The 18,347-nt window shown below is 68.2% G+C and carries 14 protein-coding genes; 5 read left to right on the top strand and 9 right to left on the bottom strand.

Features of this window, described 5'->3' with window-relative positions; translation table 11 throughout:
• Positions 1-134 precede the first annotated feature (134 nt).
• The 3 genes from FOZ70_RS17020 to FOZ70_RS17010 all read left to right on the top strand — a co-directional run bounded on the left by FOZ70_RS17020 (position 135) and on the right by FOZ70_RS17010 (position 4,020).
• Entirely contained in the window at positions 135-2,030 is a 1,896-nt protein-coding gene (locus FOZ70_RS17020) for a penicillin-binding protein 2 (protein ID WP_219706309.1), read from the top strand.
• A gap of 210 nt (positions 2,031-2,240) precedes the next feature.
• Positions 2,241-3,236: an arabinose ABC transporter substrate-binding protein gene (locus tag FOZ70_RS17015; protein WP_219706308.1), complete on the top strand. Its 996-nt coding sequence runs from the start codon at positions 2,241-2,243 to the stop codon at positions 3,234-3,236.
• A 19-nt stretch (positions 3,237-3,255) separates the two neighbouring features.
• Positions 3,256-4,020 (top strand): SDR family oxidoreductase, encoded by a 765-nt coding sequence (locus tag FOZ70_RS17010; RefSeq protein ID WP_059485031.1) that lies wholly within the window; start codon positions 3,256-3,258, stop codon positions 4,018-4,020.
• 51 nt (positions 4,021-4,071) lie between these two features.
• Here the strand turns inward: FOZ70_RS17010 and FOZ70_RS17005 are convergent, their stop codons facing one another.
• The 4 genes from FOZ70_RS17005 to FOZ70_RS16990 all read right to left on the bottom strand — a co-directional run bounded on the left by FOZ70_RS17005 (position 4,072) and on the right by FOZ70_RS16990 (position 9,920).
• Positions 4,072-5,787: a cation:proton antiporter gene (locus FOZ70_RS17005; protein ID WP_219706307.1), complete on the bottom strand. Its 1,716-nt coding sequence runs from the start codon at positions 5,785-5,787 to the stop codon at positions 4,072-4,074.
• A 208-nt stretch (positions 5,788-5,995) separates the two neighbouring features.
• Positions 5,996-7,408, bottom strand: a complete 1,413-nt coding sequence (locus FOZ70_RS17000; protein WP_048021877.1) for a cytochrome c — start codon at positions 7,406-7,408, stop codon at positions 5,996-5,998.
• On the bottom strand, positions 7,405-9,183 hold the full coding sequence (locus tag FOZ70_RS16995) for a GMC family oxidoreductase (protein WP_021163240.1): 1,779 nt from the start codon (positions 9,181-9,183) through the stop codon (positions 7,405-7,407). Before FOZ70_RS16995 ends, FOZ70_RS17000 begins: the two co-directional genes overlap by 4 nt.
• Complete coding sequence (locus tag FOZ70_RS16990; protein ID WP_059591461.1) at positions 9,183-9,920, bottom strand: gluconate 2-dehydrogenase subunit 3 family protein; 738 nt, start codon at positions 9,918-9,920, stop codon at positions 9,183-9,185. Before FOZ70_RS16990 ends, FOZ70_RS16995 begins: the two co-directional genes overlap by 1 nt.
• Positions 9,921-10,524: 604 nt before the next feature.
• Between FOZ70_RS16990 and FOZ70_RS16985 the strand changes: the two genes are divergently transcribed.
• A complete protein-coding gene (locus FOZ70_RS16985) occupies positions 10,525-11,109 on the top strand; it encodes an RNA 2'-phosphotransferase (protein WP_219706306.1) in 585 nt (194 codons plus the stop codon).
• A 9-nt stretch (positions 11,110-11,118) separates the two neighbouring features.
• Here FOZ70_RS16985 and FOZ70_RS16980 read toward each other — a convergent pair whose 3' ends face one another.
• Positions 11,119-11,535 (bottom strand): DUF3995 domain-containing protein, encoded by a 417-nt coding sequence (locus tag FOZ70_RS16980; protein ID WP_027791422.1) that lies wholly within the window; start codon positions 11,533-11,535, stop codon positions 11,119-11,121.
• Positions 11,536-11,836: 301 nt separating this feature from the next.
• Between FOZ70_RS16980 and ald the strand changes: the two genes are divergently transcribed.
• Complete coding sequence (gene ald / locus FOZ70_RS16975; RefSeq protein WP_059485035.1) at positions 11,837-12,952, top strand: alanine dehydrogenase; 1,116 nt, start codon at positions 11,837-11,839, stop codon at positions 12,950-12,952.
• Positions 12,953-12,997: 45 nt separating this feature from the next.
• On the opposite strand, the gene polX is transcribed toward ald, so the two are convergent.
• From polX to FOZ70_RS16955, 4 genes are all read right to left on the bottom strand, one after another.
• The gene (gene polX, locus FOZ70_RS16970) at positions 12,998-14,764 is read right to left on the bottom strand and encodes a DNA polymerase/3'-5' exonuclease PolX (protein ID WP_219706305.1); all 1,767 of its coding nucleotides are present in this window, start codon (positions 14,762-14,764) and stop codon (positions 12,998-13,000) included.
• Positions 14,765-14,912: 148 nt separating this feature from the next.
• Complete coding sequence (locus FOZ70_RS16965; RefSeq protein ID WP_021160664.1) at positions 14,913-15,305, bottom strand: TraR/DksA family transcriptional regulator; 393 nt, start codon at positions 15,303-15,305, stop codon at positions 14,913-14,915.
• A 379-nt stretch (positions 15,306-15,684) separates the two neighbouring features.
• Positions 15,685-17,070, bottom strand: coding sequence for an undecaprenyl-phosphate glucose phosphotransferase (locus FOZ70_RS16960; protein ID WP_059623405.1), 1,386 nt, complete (start codon positions 17,068-17,070; stop codon positions 15,685-15,687).
• Between the two features lie 32 nt (positions 17,071-17,102).
• Complete coding sequence (locus FOZ70_RS16955) at positions 17,103-17,885, bottom strand: Crp/Fnr family transcriptional regulator (RefSeq protein ID WP_124466075.1); 783 nt, start codon at positions 17,883-17,885, stop codon at positions 17,103-17,105.
• Between the last annotated feature and the right edge of the window lie 462 nt (positions 17,886-18,347).

Raw genomic sequence — 18,347 nt, 5'->3', positions numbered from 1 at the left:
CCTTTGCCGGATCGCCGATTCGCGCCTTTTCAGGGGGCCGGAACATACTTTCCCCACACGGCGTTTACTCATTTATTACAATCGCATTATTCAGACTGACTCGCCGCCCTCCGGCGACCCGACCCGGCCATTGCATGAGCGTGAAAAAGAAGACCCACCCCGCCGATCCGTACGCGGCCGCGACCAAGAACCCGATGCTCGCGTCGCGCCTGCCGATGTGGCGCTCGAAGCTGATCGTGATCATCGTGTTCCTCGCGTTCGCCGCGCTGATCGGCCGCGCGTTCTGGGTGCAGGTCGCGAACAAGGAGTTCTACGTCGGCCAGGGCCAGAAACGCTACCAGCGCACGATCGAGCTCGACGCGATGCGAGGGCGCATCGTCGACCGCAACGGCGCGATGCTCGCCGTCAGCCTGTCGACCTATGAAATCTGGGCGAACCCGAAGCAGGTCGCCGACACCGACTACCCGCAGATCTCGAAGCTGCTCGACATGCCGCTCGTCGAGGTCAAGCGGCGCCTCGGCAACGACAAGACGTTCGTGCTGCTCAAGCGGCAGGTCGACGCCGACACGGCAGGCAGGCTCGACAAGCTCGCGATCGACGGCATCACGCAGATCGCCGATTCGAAGCGCTTCTACCCGGAAGGCGAATCGGCCGCGCACGTGGTCGGCTTCACGAACGTCGAGGACAAGGGCCAGGAAGGCGTCGAGCTCGCGGCGAATGCGCGCCTGTCGGGCACGTCCGGGCAGCGCGAGGTGATCCGCGACCGGCTCGGCCGCATCGTGTCGGACACGCGCCCGCTCGTCCCGGCGCAGCATGGCGCGACGATCGAGCTGACGATCGACCGCCGCATCCAGCAGCTCGCGTTCAGCCAGCTCAAGGCGGCCGTGGTCGAGAACAACGCGGTGGCCGGCAGCGTCGTGGTGCTCGACGCGCAGAACGGCGAGATCCTCGCGCTGGCGAACTACCCGACCTTCGACCCGAACGACCGCGCGCGCCTCACCGGCCAGCAGTTGCGCAACCGCGCGGTGATCGACACGTTCGAACCGGGCTCGACGATCAAGCCGCTCGTCGTCGCGCTGTCCATCGACGAACGCAAGGTCACGCCGAACACGATCATCAACACGTCGCCGGGCACCTACAAGATCGGCCCGGCCGTGATCCACGACACGTCGAACCACGGTTCGCTGACGGTCTCGCAGGCGCTCCAGAAGTCGAGCAACGTCGCGCTCGCGAAGCTCGCGCTGAACCTGCCCGCCGAAACGATCTGGAACAAGTACCAGGAATACGGGATCGGCCGCGCGCCGGAGCTGACGTTCCCGGGCGTCGCGTCGGGCCGGCTGCGCGGCTACAAGCGCTGGCGGCCGATCGAGCAGGCGACGATGGCATACGGCTACGGCCTGTCGATGTCGCTGCTGCAGATCGCGCAAACCTATACGGCCTATGCCGGCGACGGCACGCTGCACCCGGTGTCGCTGCTGAAGAACGGCACCGACCAGCAGACGATCGACGCGCATCGCGGCCATCGCGTGACGTCGCCGCAAACGGCCGCGTCGATCCGCTCGATGCTCGAGATGGCGGTCGGCGAAGGCGGCACGGGGCGCCGCGCGCGCGTCGACGGCTACCGGATCGGTGGCAAGACCGGTACCGCGCGCAAGCAGGTCGGCGCGACCTACGCGAAGGGCAAGTACCGCGCGCTGTTCGCGGGGATGGCGCCGATGAGCAACCCGCGCCTGATCGTCGCGGTGATGATCGACGAGCCGCGCGGCAAGGGCTACTACGGCGGCACGGTGGCCGGCCCGGTGTTCGCGTCGGTCACGAGCGGCTCGCTGCAACTGCTCGGCGTGCCGCCCGACGCGCCGGTCGAGCCCGAGAAGACGCCGCCGGCGAAGCCCGCCGCGCCGCAGAAGACGGTGGCCGCGCCGAAAGCGGCTGCGCAAACCAGGACGGCTGCGGTACCGAAAACCGCAGCGCCGCTGAAGACTGCCGCGCCGTCGAACGTACAGGTGCAGCCGGCCACGGCGGCCGGATAAGCGCGGCACGTCCCCGCGACACGTCGGCCGCCGGCGCACGTGGCACACCGGCGGCCCCTGGCCGCCACGCATTTCCCCGCCATCGGGCACCGTCCCACTTTCTAGGAACGCCGCGCATCATTTGAGCGTTCCCGCTCCCTCCTCCTACAATTTTTCCGCGTGTCGGGCAGCCCTGCCCGTGCGCGCGACTACAAAAAAGGAGAGAGACGCATGCGATTCCACTGGAAGACGCTCGCACTGGCCATTACGAGCGCGGCGCTGGTCGGCGGGTTACCCGCCCATGCCGCCGACCCCGCCGACGTGAAAATCGGCTTCCTCGTCAAACAGCCGGACGATCCGTGGTTCCAGGACGAATGGCGCTTCGCCGACCAGGCGGCGAAGGAAAAGCACTTCACGCTGATCAAGATCGCGACGCCGAGCGGCGAAAAGGTATCGACCGCGCTCGACAGCCTCGCCGCGCAAAAGGCACAGGGCGTGATCATCTGCGCACCCGACGTGAAGCTCGGCCCCGGCATCGCGGCGAAGGCGAAGCGCGCGGGGATCAAGCTGATGTCGGTCGACGACCAGCTCGTCGACGGCCGCGGTGCACCGCTCCAGGGCGTGCCGCACATGGGCATCTCCGCGTACAAGATCGGCCAGCAGGTCGGCCAGGCGATCGCGGACGAGACGAAGCGGCGCGGCTGGAACCCGGCCGAGGTCGGCATCATCCGGATCGCGTACGACCAGTTGCCGACCGCACGCGAACGCACGACCGGCGCGGTCGATGCGCTCAAGGCCGCCGGCTTCCCGGCCGCGAACGTGATCGATGCGCCCGAAATGACGGCCGACACCGAAGGCGCGTTCAACGCGGCGAACATCGCGCTCACCAAGCATGCGAATTTCAAGCGCTGGGTCGCGTTCGGCTCGAACGACGACACGACGGTCGGCGCGGTGCGCGCCGCCGAGGGGCGCGGCATCGGCGCGGATGCGATGGTCGCGGTCGGCATCAACGGCAGCCAGATCGCGCTCAACGAATTCGCGAAGCCGAAGCCGACGGGCTTCTACGGCTCGATCCTGCTGAATCCGCGCCAGCACGGCTACCAGACGAGCATCGACATGTACGACTGGATCACGAAGAACCAGGCGCCGCCGCCGCTCGTGCTGACGTCCGGCACGCTGATCACGCGCGACAACGAAAAGCAGGCGCGCGCCGCGCTCGGCCTGTGAGCCGGCACAAGGAGCCGACATGACACGCACCACCCTCGTGACGGGCGCCGCCGGTGGCATCGGCCAGGCGCTGTGCCGCACCTTCCTCGCGGCTGGCGACCGCGTGCTCGCGCTCGATCGCGACCGCGCGGCGCTCGACCGCTTCATCGATACGCTCGGCGACGCGCACGTGACGCCGGTCGTCGACGACCTGACCGACGCCGAACGGCTGCAATCGACGCTCGAATCGCATCCGCAAGCCGACGTGCTCGTCGCCAACGCGGGCACGGCCGCATCGACCACGCTGCGCGACACGACGCCCGCCACCTGGCGCACGGATCTCGACGCGAACCTGACGGCCACCTACATGAGCGTCGAAGCCGTGCTGCCCGGCATGCGCGCACGCGGGCGCGGCGCAATCGCGATCATCGGTTCGGTCAACGGCGTGCATGCGCTCGGGCATCCGGCGTACAGCGCGGCGAAGGCCGGGTTGATCAGCTACACGAAATCGCTCGCGATCGAATTCGGCCGCGACGGCGTGCGCGCGAACATCGTGCTGCCGGGCACCGTGAAGACGCCCGCGTGGGAAGCGCGCGTGCAGCGCAATCCGCAGGTGTTCGAGCAATTGAGGAAGTGGTATCCGCTCGACGATTTCGCGACGCCGGACGACGTCGCGCAGGCCGCGCTGTTCCTGTGCTCGCCGGCGGCGCGGATCATCACGGGCGTCGCGCTGCCCGTCGACGGCGGCCTGCTGGCCGGCAATCGCGTGATGGCGCAGGAGCTGACGCTCGAGACGTTCTACTGAAACCGAAGCCCGCGGCGCCGGCGGCGGCCGCGCGGGCCGCCCGGCCCGCCGTCAACGCGCGGCCGCGACCGGCTTCGCCATCCTGCCGAGCACGTGCTCGGTCATCCCGCGCGCGAGTTCGGTCTCGCCCATGAACACGGTGCCGATGCCCTCGTTCGACAGCAGCGCGGCCTCGTCGCCGCTGTTCGTGCACAGCACGACCTCGAGCGCCGGGTTGAGCGTGCGCGAGATTTCGACGATCTGCCGTACGTCGAACACGTCGGGCAGCGTGACGACCAGCATCCCGGCGCGCGCGATATGCGCCTGCACCAGCACGATCGGCTCGATCGCATCGCCCGACACGGCGGCAACGCCTTCCGCGCGCAGTTTCTCGACGAGCTCGCGATTCTGCTCGACGACGACGTACGCGATGCCGCGCTCGTCGAGCGCATGCGCGATGCGCGTGCCGACCTTGCCGTAGCCGACGATCACGACCTGCCCGGTGAGATGTGTCTGCGGCGTCGACATCGGCAGCGCGGCGAGCGGATCGTCGCGCGCCTCGAGCTTGCGCGCGAACGCCGAATGCTTGCGGATCCACGCAAGCGCCGGATCGATCATCGCGAACAGCAGCGTGTTCATCGCGATCGAGATCAGCGCGACCGCGAGGATCAGGCTCTGCCCCTCGGCCGACAGCAGCCCGAGCGCACGGCCGAGCCCCGCGAGGATGAACGAGAACTCGCCGATCTGCGCGAGGCCCGCGCCGACCGTCAGCGCCGTATTCAGCGGATAGCGGAACGCAATCACGAGCGCGACCGCCGCGAGCGTCTTGCCGATCACCACGATCGCCGCGACCTCGATCACGTGCAGCGGCTCCGCGAGCAGGATCTTCGGGTCGAACAGCATCCCGACCGAAATGAAGAACAGCACCGAGAACGCATCGCGCAGCGGCAGCGTCTCGTCGGCCGCGCGCCGGCTGAACTCCGATTCGCGCATCATCATCCCGGCGAAGAACGCGCCGAGGGCGAACGACACGTCGAACAGCTTCGCCGCGCCGAACGCGATGCCGACCGCGGCCGCGATCATGCACAGCGTGAACAGCTCGCGCGAGCCCGTGCGCGCGACGAGCCACAGAATGCGCGGGAACACGCGCTTGCCGACCACCAGCATCAATGCGATGAACGCCGCGACCTTCAGCATCGTGACGCCGAGCGTGCCCCACACGCTGCCGCCGGCCGCGTGCGCGTCGCCGGGCGGCGTGCCGCCGAGCAGCCCCGCGACGGGCGGCAGCAGCACGAGCACGAGCACCATCACGAGATCCTCGACGACGAGCCAGCCGACCGCGATGCGCCCGTTGACCGTCTCGACGAGCCCGCGCCCTTCCAGCGCACGCAGCAGCACGACGGTACTCGCCACCGACAGCGCGAGCCCGAACACGAGCGCCGCACCGACGCTCCAGCCCCAGGTGAGCGCGAGGCCGCCGCCGAGCAGCGTGGCCACCGTGATCTGGACGATGGCCCCCGGCAGCGCGATCTTGCGCACCGCGAGCAGATCGCCGAGCGAGAAATGCAGGCCGACGCCGAACATCAGCAGCATCACGCCGACTTCGGCGAGCTGCTGCGCGAGCGACAGGTCGCCGACGAAACCGGGCGTGCCGGGGCCGATCACGATCCCGGCGAGCAGATAGCCGACGAGCGGCGGCATTTTCAGCAGCGACGCGAAGTAACCGAAGACCATCGCGAGACCGAAACCGGCCGCGAGCAACGCAATCAGGCTGATGTCATGAGGCATCCCCCCTCCCAAGTTCTTGTAACGATTTAGTAAGGTTCAAGAACGAAAGGATAAGGGATGAGGCGGAAGAATGGCGCGCCGCCGCGAAAAATTCACGCGGCGGCGCGCCTTGGCGGGGTGCAACCCCGGCGAAACGAAAGGCGCCGCGCGGATCGCGCGGCGCCTTGAAGCACATCGGACAGGCGGGGCGGGCGCCCCGCCGCCCCCGTCAGCGCGACGCTTGCGGGAACCGCGCGCCCGGCGGCGGTTCGGGCCGGGTCGACGGCACGCTCTTGCGCACCTTCGCGACCTGCGCGGCGGTCACCGGCGCCCCCGTGTTGCCCCAGCTCGTGCGCACGAAGTTGGACACGTCCGCGACTTCCTGGTCCGACAGGCGCCAGCCGAACGGCGGCATCGTGAACGTCGACGGCGCGGTACGCGTGCCCTGCAGCGCGCTGCCTTCCAGCACGACGTGGATCAGCGAGGTCGGATCGTCGCCCTGCACGACCGGGTTGCCGGCGAGCGCCGGGAACACGCGCGTGTAGCCATGGCCGTCGCTGCGGTGGCAGGCCGTGCAGTTGTCGCGATAGACGGCCGCGCCCGGCTTGCTCGCGTCGCCGGCCTGCAGGGCCTTGGCAGCCGCCGCGTCGTACACGTGCGGCTGCTCGCCCTGCACGCGCGGCGGCAGCGTCTTCAGGTAGCGCGCGATTGCGTTCAGGTCGTCGTCGGTCATGTGCTGCATGCTGTGGCCGACCACGTCCGTCATCCCGCCGAATGCAGCCGTGCGCAGCGTGCGGCCCGTCTTCAGGAACTGCACGATCTCGGTTTCGTTCCACGTGCCGAGACCCGTGCGCGGCTCGCCGCGCAGGCTCGTCGGCACCCAGCCATCGATCGCCGCACCGCCGGCCAGGAAGTCCGGGCCGTCCGCGTCGGTCAGCCCGCGCTCCTGCATCGTCGGCGCGCGCGGCGTGTGGCACGCGCCGCAGTGGCCGAGACCCTGCACGAGATACGCGCCGCGCGCGACCACCGGATCGGTGTACGGCGCCGCGTCGAACGGCTTCGGCGTCGGGGCGAACATCTTGCGCCAGATCGTAAGCGGCCAGCGCATCGACAGCGGCCACACGATGTCGACCGCACGGTTCTCGTGCTCGACGGGTGCGACGCCGTGCATGAAGTACGCGTACAGCGCCTTCATGTCGTCGTCGGTCAGGCGCGCGTACGACGGGAACGGCATGGCCGGATACATCGTGTCGCCGTTCTTGCGCACGCCTTCGCGCACCGCGCGCGTGAAGTCCTCGTAAGTCCAGCCGCCGAGGCCCGTCTTCGGGTCCGGCGTGATGTTCGTCGAATAGATGCCGCCGATCGGCGTGTCGAATTTCAGCCCGCCCGCGAACGGCTTGCCGCCGCTCGCGGTATGGCACGCGATACAGTCGCCCGCCCGCGCGAGGTATTCGCCGCGCTTGATCAGGTTCGCGTCGGCGGACCGGGCCGCGGGTGCAGCCGCCGGGCCGGAAGCCGCCGCAGGCGCAGCCGGCTGCGCAAACGCCGTCGCGCCTGCGAAGCCGAGCGCGGCCCAGGCCGCGCCGGCCGCCAGCGCGCGCGACATGCGGCGCGCGACGTTGTGGTTCATCGTCCTCTTCATACGGTCACCAGCGGAGCGGGATTTTTCAGGTATTGCTCGCGGATCGCACGTGCCGACCAGTAGGCCAGCGCCGCGATGATCCCGGTCGGGTTGTAGCCGATGCCCTGCGGCAGCGCCGACGCGCCCATCACGAACACGTTGTGCACGTCCCAGCACTGCAGGTAGCGGTTCAGCACGCTCGTCTTCGGGTCGGTGCCCATGATCGCGCCGCCGACGAGGTGAGTCGTCTGGTATGCGCGCGAATCGAAGTGCTTGCCGAACTCGCGCGTCGACACGCCGATCGCCTTCGGCCCCATCGCCTCCGCGATCTTCTTCATCTGCCCGGTCACGTACTGCGCCATCTTGATGTCGTTGTCCTTCCAGTCGAAGGTCATCCGCAGCAGCGGCTGGCCGTACGAATCGCGATAGGTCGGATCGAGGTCGAGGTACACGTCGCGGTACGACATGTTGGTGCCGTGCGCGTCCATCGAGATCGTGTGCGCGTAGTTGTCCTTGACCGCCTTCTTCCACGCCGAGCCCCACTGCGGCGTACCGGGCGGCGTCGCGATGCCGCTGATCGGCTTCACGCCGGCCTGGTTCACCCACAGCGGCGAGCCGCCGACGAAGCCGAGCGGGCCGTGGTCGAAGTTGTCCGCGTTGAAATCGTCCACCGCGACGCCGTTGCCGCCCGCGCCGATGAACGGATTCGTGTAGGTGTCCTTGTCGAAGAACGCCTTGATCGTCGACAGGTTCTGGTACGCGAAATTGCGGCCCACCACGCCTTCGCCCGAGATCGGGTCGTACGGCTTGCCGATGCCCGACAGCAGCAGCAGGTGCACGTTGTGGTACTGGAACGCGGCCACGATCACGAGATCGGCCGGCTGGTGCACTTCACGCCCGGCCGGGTCGACATAGGTCACGCCCGTCGCGCGCTTCTTCGTGTCGTCGAGGTCGACGCGCAGCACGTGGCACTTCGAGCGCAGCTCGAAGTTCGGCGCCTGCTTCAGCGCGGGCAGGATGTTCAGGTTCGGCGACGCCTTCGAGTACATGTAGCACGCATAACCGCTGCAGTAGCCGCAGAAGTTGCACGGGCCCATCTGTACGCCGTAAGGGTTCGTGTACGGGCCCGACGTGTTCGCCGACGGCAGCCGGTACGGGTGCAGGCCGAGCGACTTCGCCGCATCGGAGAATCGCTGCGCCGAATACGTGTTGAGCTGCGCGGGCAGCGGGAAGTTGTCGCTGCGGTTCGCTTCGAACACGTTGCCGTCGCCGACCACCTTGCCGCCGACCTTGTACGCCTGCCCCGACGTGCCGAACACCTTCTCCGCGAAATCGAAATGCGGCTCGAGCTCGTCGTAGGTCACGCCGGTGTCCTGGATCGTCATCCCTTCGGGGATGAACTTCTTGCCGTAGCGCTCTTCATAGTGGCTGCGCAGGCGCAGCTCTTCCGGCGTGATCCGGAAATGCACGCCCGACCAGTGCAGCCCCGCGCCGCCCACGCCTTCACCCGGCAGGAACGCGGCGAGCTGCCGGTACGGCAGCGCGGTATCCTGCAGCCCGTGGCGGATCGACACCGTCGTCTTCGACAGGTCGAGGAACAGCTTCTTGCGGATGTTGTAGGTCAGCTCGTCGATCGTGTTCGGATACGCGCCGTCCGGATAGGTGTCGCGATACTCGCCGCGCTCGAGCGCGACCACGTTCAAGCCCGCTTCGGTCAGTTCCTTCGCGAGAATCGCGCCGGTCCAGCCGAAACCGACGATCACCGCATCGACATGCGGTTTTTTCTCTGCGGCCATCAGCTGCGCTCCCCGTTGATCGAGACGGGGCCGTACGGATAGGGCTTGCCGCTCTGGTTGACGAAATCCATGAAGTCCGCGCGCGCGCCGGGAAAACCGATCATCTTCCACGCGGCCATGTCGTGATTGCCGCCATGCACCGGATCGCAGAAATAGCCTTCGCGCGTGTTCTGCAGCAACTGGCCGAAGAACACGCCGGGCGGCACGTCGTCGATCTGCGCGCCGCCCTTCTCCAGCGCGCCCAGCACGGTATCGCGCGTCGGCGCGTCGAGCTCCGCGAACGCCTTGCCGTGGGTCTTCTCGCAATAGCGGTTGACCGCCGCGATACCGAGCCGGTAGATGTCGCGCGGCACCAGCTTCAGCTGGTAGCCAAGCTCGGGCACGCCTTGCTGGAACGGCCCCTGCATGTACCAGGTCGCGCCGTGCGCATACGGCGTCTCCATCTGGCGGTCGATGAATTCGGGCACGCCCGATTCGAGCGCGCCGGGGCCTTCGGCGTCGGCCGGAATCAGCCGGTCGACGGCGGCCTGGACGAACGCCCATTCCTTCGCATCGAAGAAGGTCGGCTTGTACGGGGCGCGTTCGGCGCCGGCCGATGCACCGGGCGCGTTGCCGGTCGTCGCGGAAGGCGACGACGAGCGCAGGTCGCAGCCGGCGACCGACGCGATCGGCACGAGCGCGACCGACGTGCGCAGGAAACGGCGGCGCGAGTTGGGTTTGTCAGGTGACGTGGACATGGTCGGATGTTGATCGTTGGGGATCTCGGGGCCCGGACGCGCGCACTCCGCATGCGGCATGCCCGGCATGGCAGCCTCGCCGCAATCGGCTGGCCGTCCTGTTCTTTCGTCTGTTGCGAACCACCTCGATGCAGGCGCCGCCCATGCAATGCGCGGCAGCGCCTTCATGCGGCCGCGCGTCGCGCCGGTTCAGGCTGCGCTGCACGGATCGGCTTCTTTGTGAGCCTTATCGTCTGACAAATACCGGCATCTGCCCGCATCTGCCCCTCACCGCTCATGACCCTCATTCAACTTAGACGTCGCGTTTGCCGACAGCAAGCGCAACGTGCACGACCCTCTTTCGGGCCCGGCGACAAGTGCCGCGAATTATATATGGAACCGGTTCCATTCAAAGGTACGCCAATGCAATTCAATGCATCGAAAATCGCAACAATTGAAAAGTCCGGAAGCCGGAACGCGAAAGGATTCGCGCGATTACCCGCTGACGCGGGCGTCAGGCAAAGGATTGTCGTGTGTCGGGTTTCGCGGAAGGCTGTGGCTTTCCAGCCACGCGGCGCACCGATGGGTGCCGGTTTGCATCGCGCTCTGGTAGCCTCCGCGTCTCATGAGACCACACAAGAATGAACTGCCGGCGGCCGACGCGACCCGCATCAGCCGAACCCTCAGCTACCTGCTGCGCCACGCGCCGCAAACGATCGGGCTGCGGCTCGACCCGGAAGGCTGGGCCGACATCGACGAACTGATCGCCGGCATCGCCCGCCTGGGGCATCCCATCGATCGCGCGACGCTCGAAACCGTCTGCGCGACCAACGACAAGCAGCGCTTCGCCCTCTCCGACGACGGCCGACGCATCCGCGCGGTACAAGGCCATTCGACGCCCGTCGTGCAGCGCAACTATCCGGCCGCGCAACCGCCCGAGCGTCTTTATCACGGCACCGCGACGCGCTTCCTGGATTCGATTCGGGCGCAAGGGCTGATACCCGGTGCCCGTCATCACGTGCATCTGTCGCCGGACATCCGGACCGCGCTGGCCGTCGGCACGCGCTACGGCGTGCCCGTGATTCTCGAGGTCGATGCGCAGCGCATGCATCGGCAAGGCCACACGTTCTTCGTCGCCGAAAACGGCGTATGGCTGACGGATACCGTGCCGGCGGAATACCTTACGGAACGGGAAACGCCTAAGCGCTGAAACGCGCGTTCACCGCGGCCAGAACATCGACGCGATGGACAGCGCCAGCGCCGCGCACAGCGGCGAGTAATACAGCGTGTCCATCCGCGCGAAACGCGACCCGCGAATCCGCTTGAAGAAGCCGACGTAACGGAAATCGCCGACGGCCCGCACCGCGAAGATCAATGCGAGCGCAACGACCGCGAACGAGATCGTGCCGGGATACGGGTTCGGCCCCAGCCAGCCGGCACGCGCGGCAACCACGCACGCGCCACCCAGCAATGCCGCCGCGACGGCGAGCGTGCCGATGGCGGTCGGCCGCAGCAGCGGCTCGCCGTCCTGCTCCGGAATGGCCGCACGCTTGCCGCGCCGCCCGCCCAACGCCCAGTACACGTGAATGAGCGCGATCGCGCAAAGCGTCGGCACGCTGAAATACGCCCCGGTCATGTCGGTCAATGCCCTCGTCTCGTTGTGTCGTTATCTCGACGTGCTGCCGGCGAAGCGCCGGCGCGCGGCCCCGGGCCGCGACACCCGTGACGATACCGAAACCCGGCAGCCCCTGCATTGCGACCTCCGGTCGCAACCCGCCACGACCGATGTTGCAACGCAGTGCGCGCGGGCCGGCCGCTTGACTTCCCTCCGCGCACCACTACCCTGTTATTCCAGTACCGCGGTCGATACGCATCCGCGCGACCGGCCGCACGGCGCACCTGCACGACAACGATAACGAAGGCCATGGAGGCGACTCATGCTGATCGGCGTGCCGAAGGAGATCAAGAACCACGAATACCGTGTCGGCCTCACGCCGGCCGGCGCACGCGAACTCACTCGGCACGGCCACCGCGTGCTGGTGCAGCGCGGCGCGGGCACCGCGATCGGCCTGCTCGACAACGACTACACGGCCGCGGGCGCATCGCTCTGCGACGGTGCCGACGAAGTCTTCGCGCGCGCCGACATGATCATCAAGGTCAAGGAGCCGCAGCCGGCGGAATGCGCGATGTTGCGGCGCGGGCAGATCCTCTACACGTACCTGCATCTCGCGCCCGATCCCGGACAGGCCGCGGCACTCGTGAAGTCCGGCGCCGTCTGCATCGCCTACGAAACCGTGACGGGCCCGGGCGGCGGCCTGCCGCTGCTCGCGCCGATGAGCGAGGTGGCCGGGCGCATGTCGATCCAGGTCGCGGCGACCCACCTCGAAAGCCCGCGCGGCGGGCGCGGCGTGCTGATGGCCGGTGTGCCCGGCGTGCCGGCCGCGCACGTCGTCGTGCTCGGCGCGGGCGTGGTGGGCACCGGCGCGCTGCAGATGGCGGTCGGCCTCGGCGCGCGCGTCACCGTGCTCGACACCAACGTGAACCGGCTGCGCCAGCTCGACCTCGTGTTCGCCAACCGGATCGCGACCGTCTGCTCGAACGCGCACACGATCGACGAAGCCGTGCGCGATGCCGACGTCGTGATCGGCGCCGTGCTCGTGCCGGGCGCATCGGCGCCGCGGCTCGTCACGCGCGACATGATCGCGACGATGCGCACCGGGGCAGTCGTCGTCGACGTCGCGATCGACCAGGGCGGATGCTTCGAGACTTCGCACGCGACGACGCACGCGGACCCGACCTTCGTCGTCGATGGCGTCGTGCACTACTGCGTCGCGAACATGCCCGGCGCGGTCGCGCGCACGTCGACCTTCGCGCTGAACAACGCGACGCTCGGGCACGCGCTTGCGCTCGCCGACAAGGGCTGGAAGCAGGCGATGACCGACGATCCGCACCTGCGCGCGGGCCTGAACGTGTGCGACGGGCACATCACATACGAAGCGGTCGCGCTGGCGCTCGGCCTGCCCTACGTGCCGGCGGCCGGCGTGCTGGCATGACGTGACCGCCTTCACGCGCGGCGGGCGACGCGCCCGCCGGTGCGTTCATGCGCCCTTCGAGCCGCGGCGCCTGGACGCGCCGTCCGCGCCCATCGTGCGTGCAAGCAGCGGCCTCAATTGCGCGAGCGTGCGCGTGTTCAGCACGTCGGCCCGCGTCAGCCAGCCGCGCCGCGCCTGATCGACGCCGTAGGCGAGATTGTCGAGTTCGTCCGTGCTGCACGCATCCGAGCCGATCGCCACCGGCACGCCGGCCTTCGCGGCCTCGCGGCACCAGATGTCCGGCAGGTCGAGCCGCCGCGGCTGCGCGTCGAGTTCAACGAAACAGCGGCGCGCCGCGGCGTGCGCGATCACGCGTGCCACGTCGAGTTCGCACGCGTCGCGCTCGCCGAGCATGCGGCCCGTCGGGTGCGCGAGAATCGTGAAATGCGGCTGGTCCATCGCGCGCAGCACGCGCGCGGTCTGCGCGTCGCGCGACAACTCGAAGCCGTCACGTACCGCACCGACCACGAGATCGAGCCGGCCGAGCAACGTGTCGGGCACGTCGAGGCTGCCGTCCTCGAGAATGCCGGCCTCCACTCCCTTGAGCAGCACGAAATCGTCGAACGACGCGTTCAGGCGGTCGATCTCGTCGAGTTGCCGGGCAAGCCAGTCGAAGCCGTTGCTGCCGCCGCCGGCATCCGGTGCCCGGTCGGTGATGGCCAGGTACGCGAATCCGCGCGCGCGTGCCGCATCGGCCATCGCGCGCAAGCTGTCGCGGCCGGCCGACGCGTCGGTATGCGCATGCAGGTCGCCATGCACCTGCTTGCGCTCGACCAGCGCCGGCAGCGTGCCCGTGCGCGCCGCGTCGATCTCGCCACGATCCTCGCGCAATTCGGGCGGGACTTCGTGCAGCCCGATCGCCGCGTAAACCGACGCCTCGGTCGCGCCGGCGATCCGTTCGTCGCCGCGAAACACGCCATATTCGTTGATCTTCAGCCCACCGGCCTGCGCAATCCTGCGCAACGCGATGTTGTGCGCCTTCGATCCGGTGAAGTAGACGAGCGCCGCGCCGAACGCGTCGGCATCGACGACGCGCAGGTCGACCTGCAACCCGTTCGCGAGCACGACGCTCGACTTCGTCTTGCCGTGCGCCAGCACGCGCGCCACCTCGCCGTAGCCGACGAACGCGTCGGCGACGGCCTGCGGATCGCGTGCGGTGACGAGGATGTCGAGATCGCCGACCGTCTCGCGGCGGCGGCGGAAGCTGCCGGCCGGCACGGCCTTGCCGACACCGGCAATCGCGCGCAGGCGTTCGAGCAGCGGCAGCAGCGAGTGCGCCGCATCCGGCAGCAGGAAGCGGTGGGGTTCGCGTTGCAGCCGGTCGTCGATCGCTTCGAGCAGATGGGCTTCGGTTTTCGCGCCGAAGCCGGGCAATTCACGCACGTGCCCGCTCTTCGCCTCGGCACGAAGCTGTTCGAGCGAATCGACGTGCAGCGCTTCATGCAGCGCCTTCACGCGTTTCGCGCCGAGCCCCGGCACGTCGAGCAGCTCGACGATCGCGCCCGGCAGCGCGTGACGCAGCGTTTGCTGCAATTCGCAGGTGCCGGTCGCGGCGATCTCGCGCAGCTTCGACGCGAGATCGGGCCCGATCGACGGAATCTTCCCGAGATCGTCGCCGTTCGCGATCATCGTCGCGATATCGCGCCCGTAGTCGGCGATCGTGCGCGCGGCGTTGCGATACGCGCGCACCCGGAACGGATTGGCGCCCTGGATCTCGAGCATGTCGGCGATCTCGGCGAACACGGCCGCATACCCGGCATTGTGGATCGGCATGATCGGCGTGGCTCCCTTCCACGTGGATGGTGCCGCGCGCGTGCGCGACGCCGTCTGCCCGCGCGGTGCCGCATGCCGACGCCGCCGGGCGCACGTTCATCATCGTACGCCGACCGTGCGTCGCGTGCTGCGACGTTGCGGCCCGACGTCAGAGGGTAGCGCGCGGCGTCGTGGCGTAGTGCCGCTCGTAGATCGACTGGCAATGCGTGCAGCGTTCGGCAGTCGGGCGCGCCAGCAGGCGCTCATAGCCGACCGAACCGTCGCAGTCGATGCATTCACCGTAGCTGCCGTCGCGCATCCGCTGCTGCGCGCGGCCGACGGCGCGCAGTTCGGTCAGTTTCATGCCGATCAATGCATGATCGACGTCGACGAACAGGTCCGCATTCGCCTCGTCGCCCTCGTCCGGCGCCGCGCCGGCGAGATCTGCATAGGATTCCGACGCGCGCTGGTCTTCGCTCGTGCGGATCTCCGCACGTAACGTCTGCTCGCTCTCGTTCAGCCGCTGTTTCAGCGTCTGCCGTTGTTGTGCGTCGAGCGCCATGGCGTCTCTCCTGTTCCGGGTTCCGCGCGGAAAACGGTCGCGCGCAGTGTCGCGCCGGTGTGCGGCGGGCAAGGTTCGACCGGCGCCGCCGCGCCACGGATACGCGCCCGGACGCATCAGGCGCCGGACGCATGCGATGCAGGATAAACCCATTGAGCGGGTGTGTGTTGACCGGAATCAGTGTGCCCCGCGATGCACGTGAAGGCTCGCGCAAACTGGGGACGGACGCGAAAACACGATGCAAGATTCACGCCGAAACGCCCGTCAGCGCGGCTGCAGCGCAGCAATTCGCCGCATGATCGCGTCTGTCCTTCGGTTCGACATCGATCCACCGACGGATTTGCCGGCGTGATTTACCTCACAGGACGATTCGCAATCCTCAAAAGGCATTCCGCCCGATAAAACCGCGCACGACCGTCAGCAGGATGATCTTCATGTCGAACCAGAAGCTCCAGTTCTGCATGTAGAACAGGTCGAACTTGACGCGCGCCTCCATCGCCTCGACCTTGCGCGTCTCGCCGCGATAGCCGTTCACCTGTGCCCATCCGGTGATGCCGGGCCGCACCCGGTAGCGATACATGTAGCAGTCGATCAGTTGCCGGTAAAGGTCGTCGTGTTCGATCGCATGCGGACGCGGGCCGACGACGGACATCTGCCCGAACAGCACGTTGAAGAACTGTGGCAGTTCGTCGAGCGACGTGCGCCGCAGGAACGCGCCGACGCGCGTGATGCGCGCATCGTTGCGCGACGCCTGCCGCACGACGCCCGGTTGTGCGCGATGCACGCGCATCGTTCGGAACTTCAGGATGTCGAACTCCCGGCCGTCGACGCCCTTGCGGCGCTGCCTGAACAGAACGGGCCCAGGCGACGACAGCTTGACCGCGATCGCCAGCATCGACAGCAGCGGCAGCAGCGGAATCAGCACACCGAATGCGAACAGCCGGTCGAACGCGAACTTCGCCCACAGCTCCGGCGCCGAGCGCGGCGTGGTCGCGAGATTGATCGCCGGCATGCCGAGCACGTCGGTCGCCGAGCGATCGACCATCGCCATCTGCCGCACGTCGGGCAGCAGCCGCAATTCCACGAACTCGTCGCGCAACTCGCGGACGATGCGCTGGATCCGCCACTCGTGCGACATCGGCAGCGTGAGCCATACCTCGTCGATCTCGCCACCGCGAATCAGGTCGCGCAGTGCGTTCCAGTCGTCGATCACCGGCACGCCGCCGATGCCGCCGGCGGCAGCCGGTGCGTCGTCATCGAATACGCACGCCGCCACGAAAGGCCCCTGCGGCGCGAGCTGCATCCGCTCGACCGCGACACGCCCGTACGCCGTCGCACCGACCACCGCGACGCGGCGCTGCCGCGCGCGCGGGTCGTCGCGCGTCAATGCCAGCGCCAGCAGCGCGGCACGGCCGAGCAGTAGCGCCGCGTCGCCGGCCAGCACCGTGCGCGCGATCCAGCGTGTCGTGATCGTGCCGCCTCGGTTCATGATCCACATCGCGGCCGCCACCGTCAGCACGCTCGCGCAGACGAGCGCCACGATCGTCTGCGTCAGCGCATGCGTGCCGCCTTGCGGCGCCACGCTGCCACGCGCGGTGCGCAGGTAGCGCGGCAGCAACGCCACGGTCAGCACGCACAGCAGCGCGATCGCTCCGCGCTGCGCGTCGGACAGCGCGCGCCACGCGAGGCCCGAGGCCGCCTGCGCCGCGAGCGCGCCGGCCAGCACGAGCACGGCGTCGGTCGCTGCGATCGCGGCACGCCGCATCGCATTCGTTCCACCGAACCTCGGGTGCATCGTCACGCACCATGTGCGGGGAACCCGCGACGCTCGTCCGGCATGCGGGGCCGAACGGGTATCGGCCTTGCCGTCCCGCGCGTGCCGAGCAGCCTGCGATAGTCGGCGCGAATCAGGTCGTAGCATTCACACGCGTGATGTTCGAGGCCGTCGCGGTCGAGCACCGTGATGCGGCCGCGGCGCTGCCGGATCAGCCCGGATTCCTGCAGGTTGCCGGCCGCTTCCGTCACGCCTTCGCGCCGCACGCCGAGCATGTTCGCGATCGTCTGCTGCGTGACCGCCAGTTCGTCGCCGTCGATGCGGTCGTGTGCGAGCAGCAGCCAGCGGCTGAGCTGCTCGCTGACCGAGTGATGCCGGTTGCACAGCGCGCCGCGCGAGATCTGCGCCATCGCTGCCTGGCAGTAGCTGAGCAGCAGCCGGTAGGTCGCCGGCGACCGCTCGAATTCGGCGCGCATCACGCAGCTCGGCACACGATAGGCCATCCCGCCGATGCGGACCTCGACCCGGTGCGACGCCGCGGCACCACCGACCAGCGTCGCCAGACCGACCACTCCCTCGCGGCCGACCTGCGCCACCTCGACCATCGCACCGTCTTCCATCAGGTGCTGCACCGACATCATCGACGTCGTCGGGAAATGCACGTGGCGCATCGGTTCGCCGACCCGCTCGAGCATCCCGGCCTTGATCCTGACCAGTTCGAGATGCGGTGCGATGTTGCGGATGCTGTCCTCCGGGAGGGCATCGAGGATGGCATTCGCCGAGTAGCTCGAGTGAAGATGAAGCATGTCTGTATCCCTTTTATCGTCCGCGCCGCCTGCAGCCGCGGGCACGGAACTCGTTATCGCGATGCGCGCCCGGACGCCGGCAGTGGTTGCGGCCCACAACCCTGATTCCGACCGACCGTCGGCTTTGTTGCCGCCGGATCGAATCGGCCGTCCCGTTTCGACACGCCAGCCCGAATAAGCGATTTACGTGCCAAACCATGCCCATCCTTAATATATGAATCACGCCCGATTTAGATCGCCCGAATTACCGGCCCAAAATCAAAAAAAGCGTCTCATTTCCGGACACTCCTCCGGACGCCGGACACCGCGAGCGATTTGACTGATCATTTCCCCTGCATCGAACCGAGACAGACACGGCGCGGCTCCCAGGCTTGTCGCTCATATACTTACAGTCGATTTTCAATTGTTTCCGTGATGTGCCCGGCAGCACTTCGCCGCGGCACCATGCCTCGCACGGCTGTT

This window comes from Burkholderia sp. COPS, from assembly GCF_019425585.1.
Classification (GTDB): Bacteria; Pseudomonadota; Gammaproteobacteria; order Burkholderiales; family Burkholderiaceae; genus Burkholderia; species Burkholderia cepacia.
This window is presented reverse-complemented; position numbering and strand designations above follow the sequence as displayed.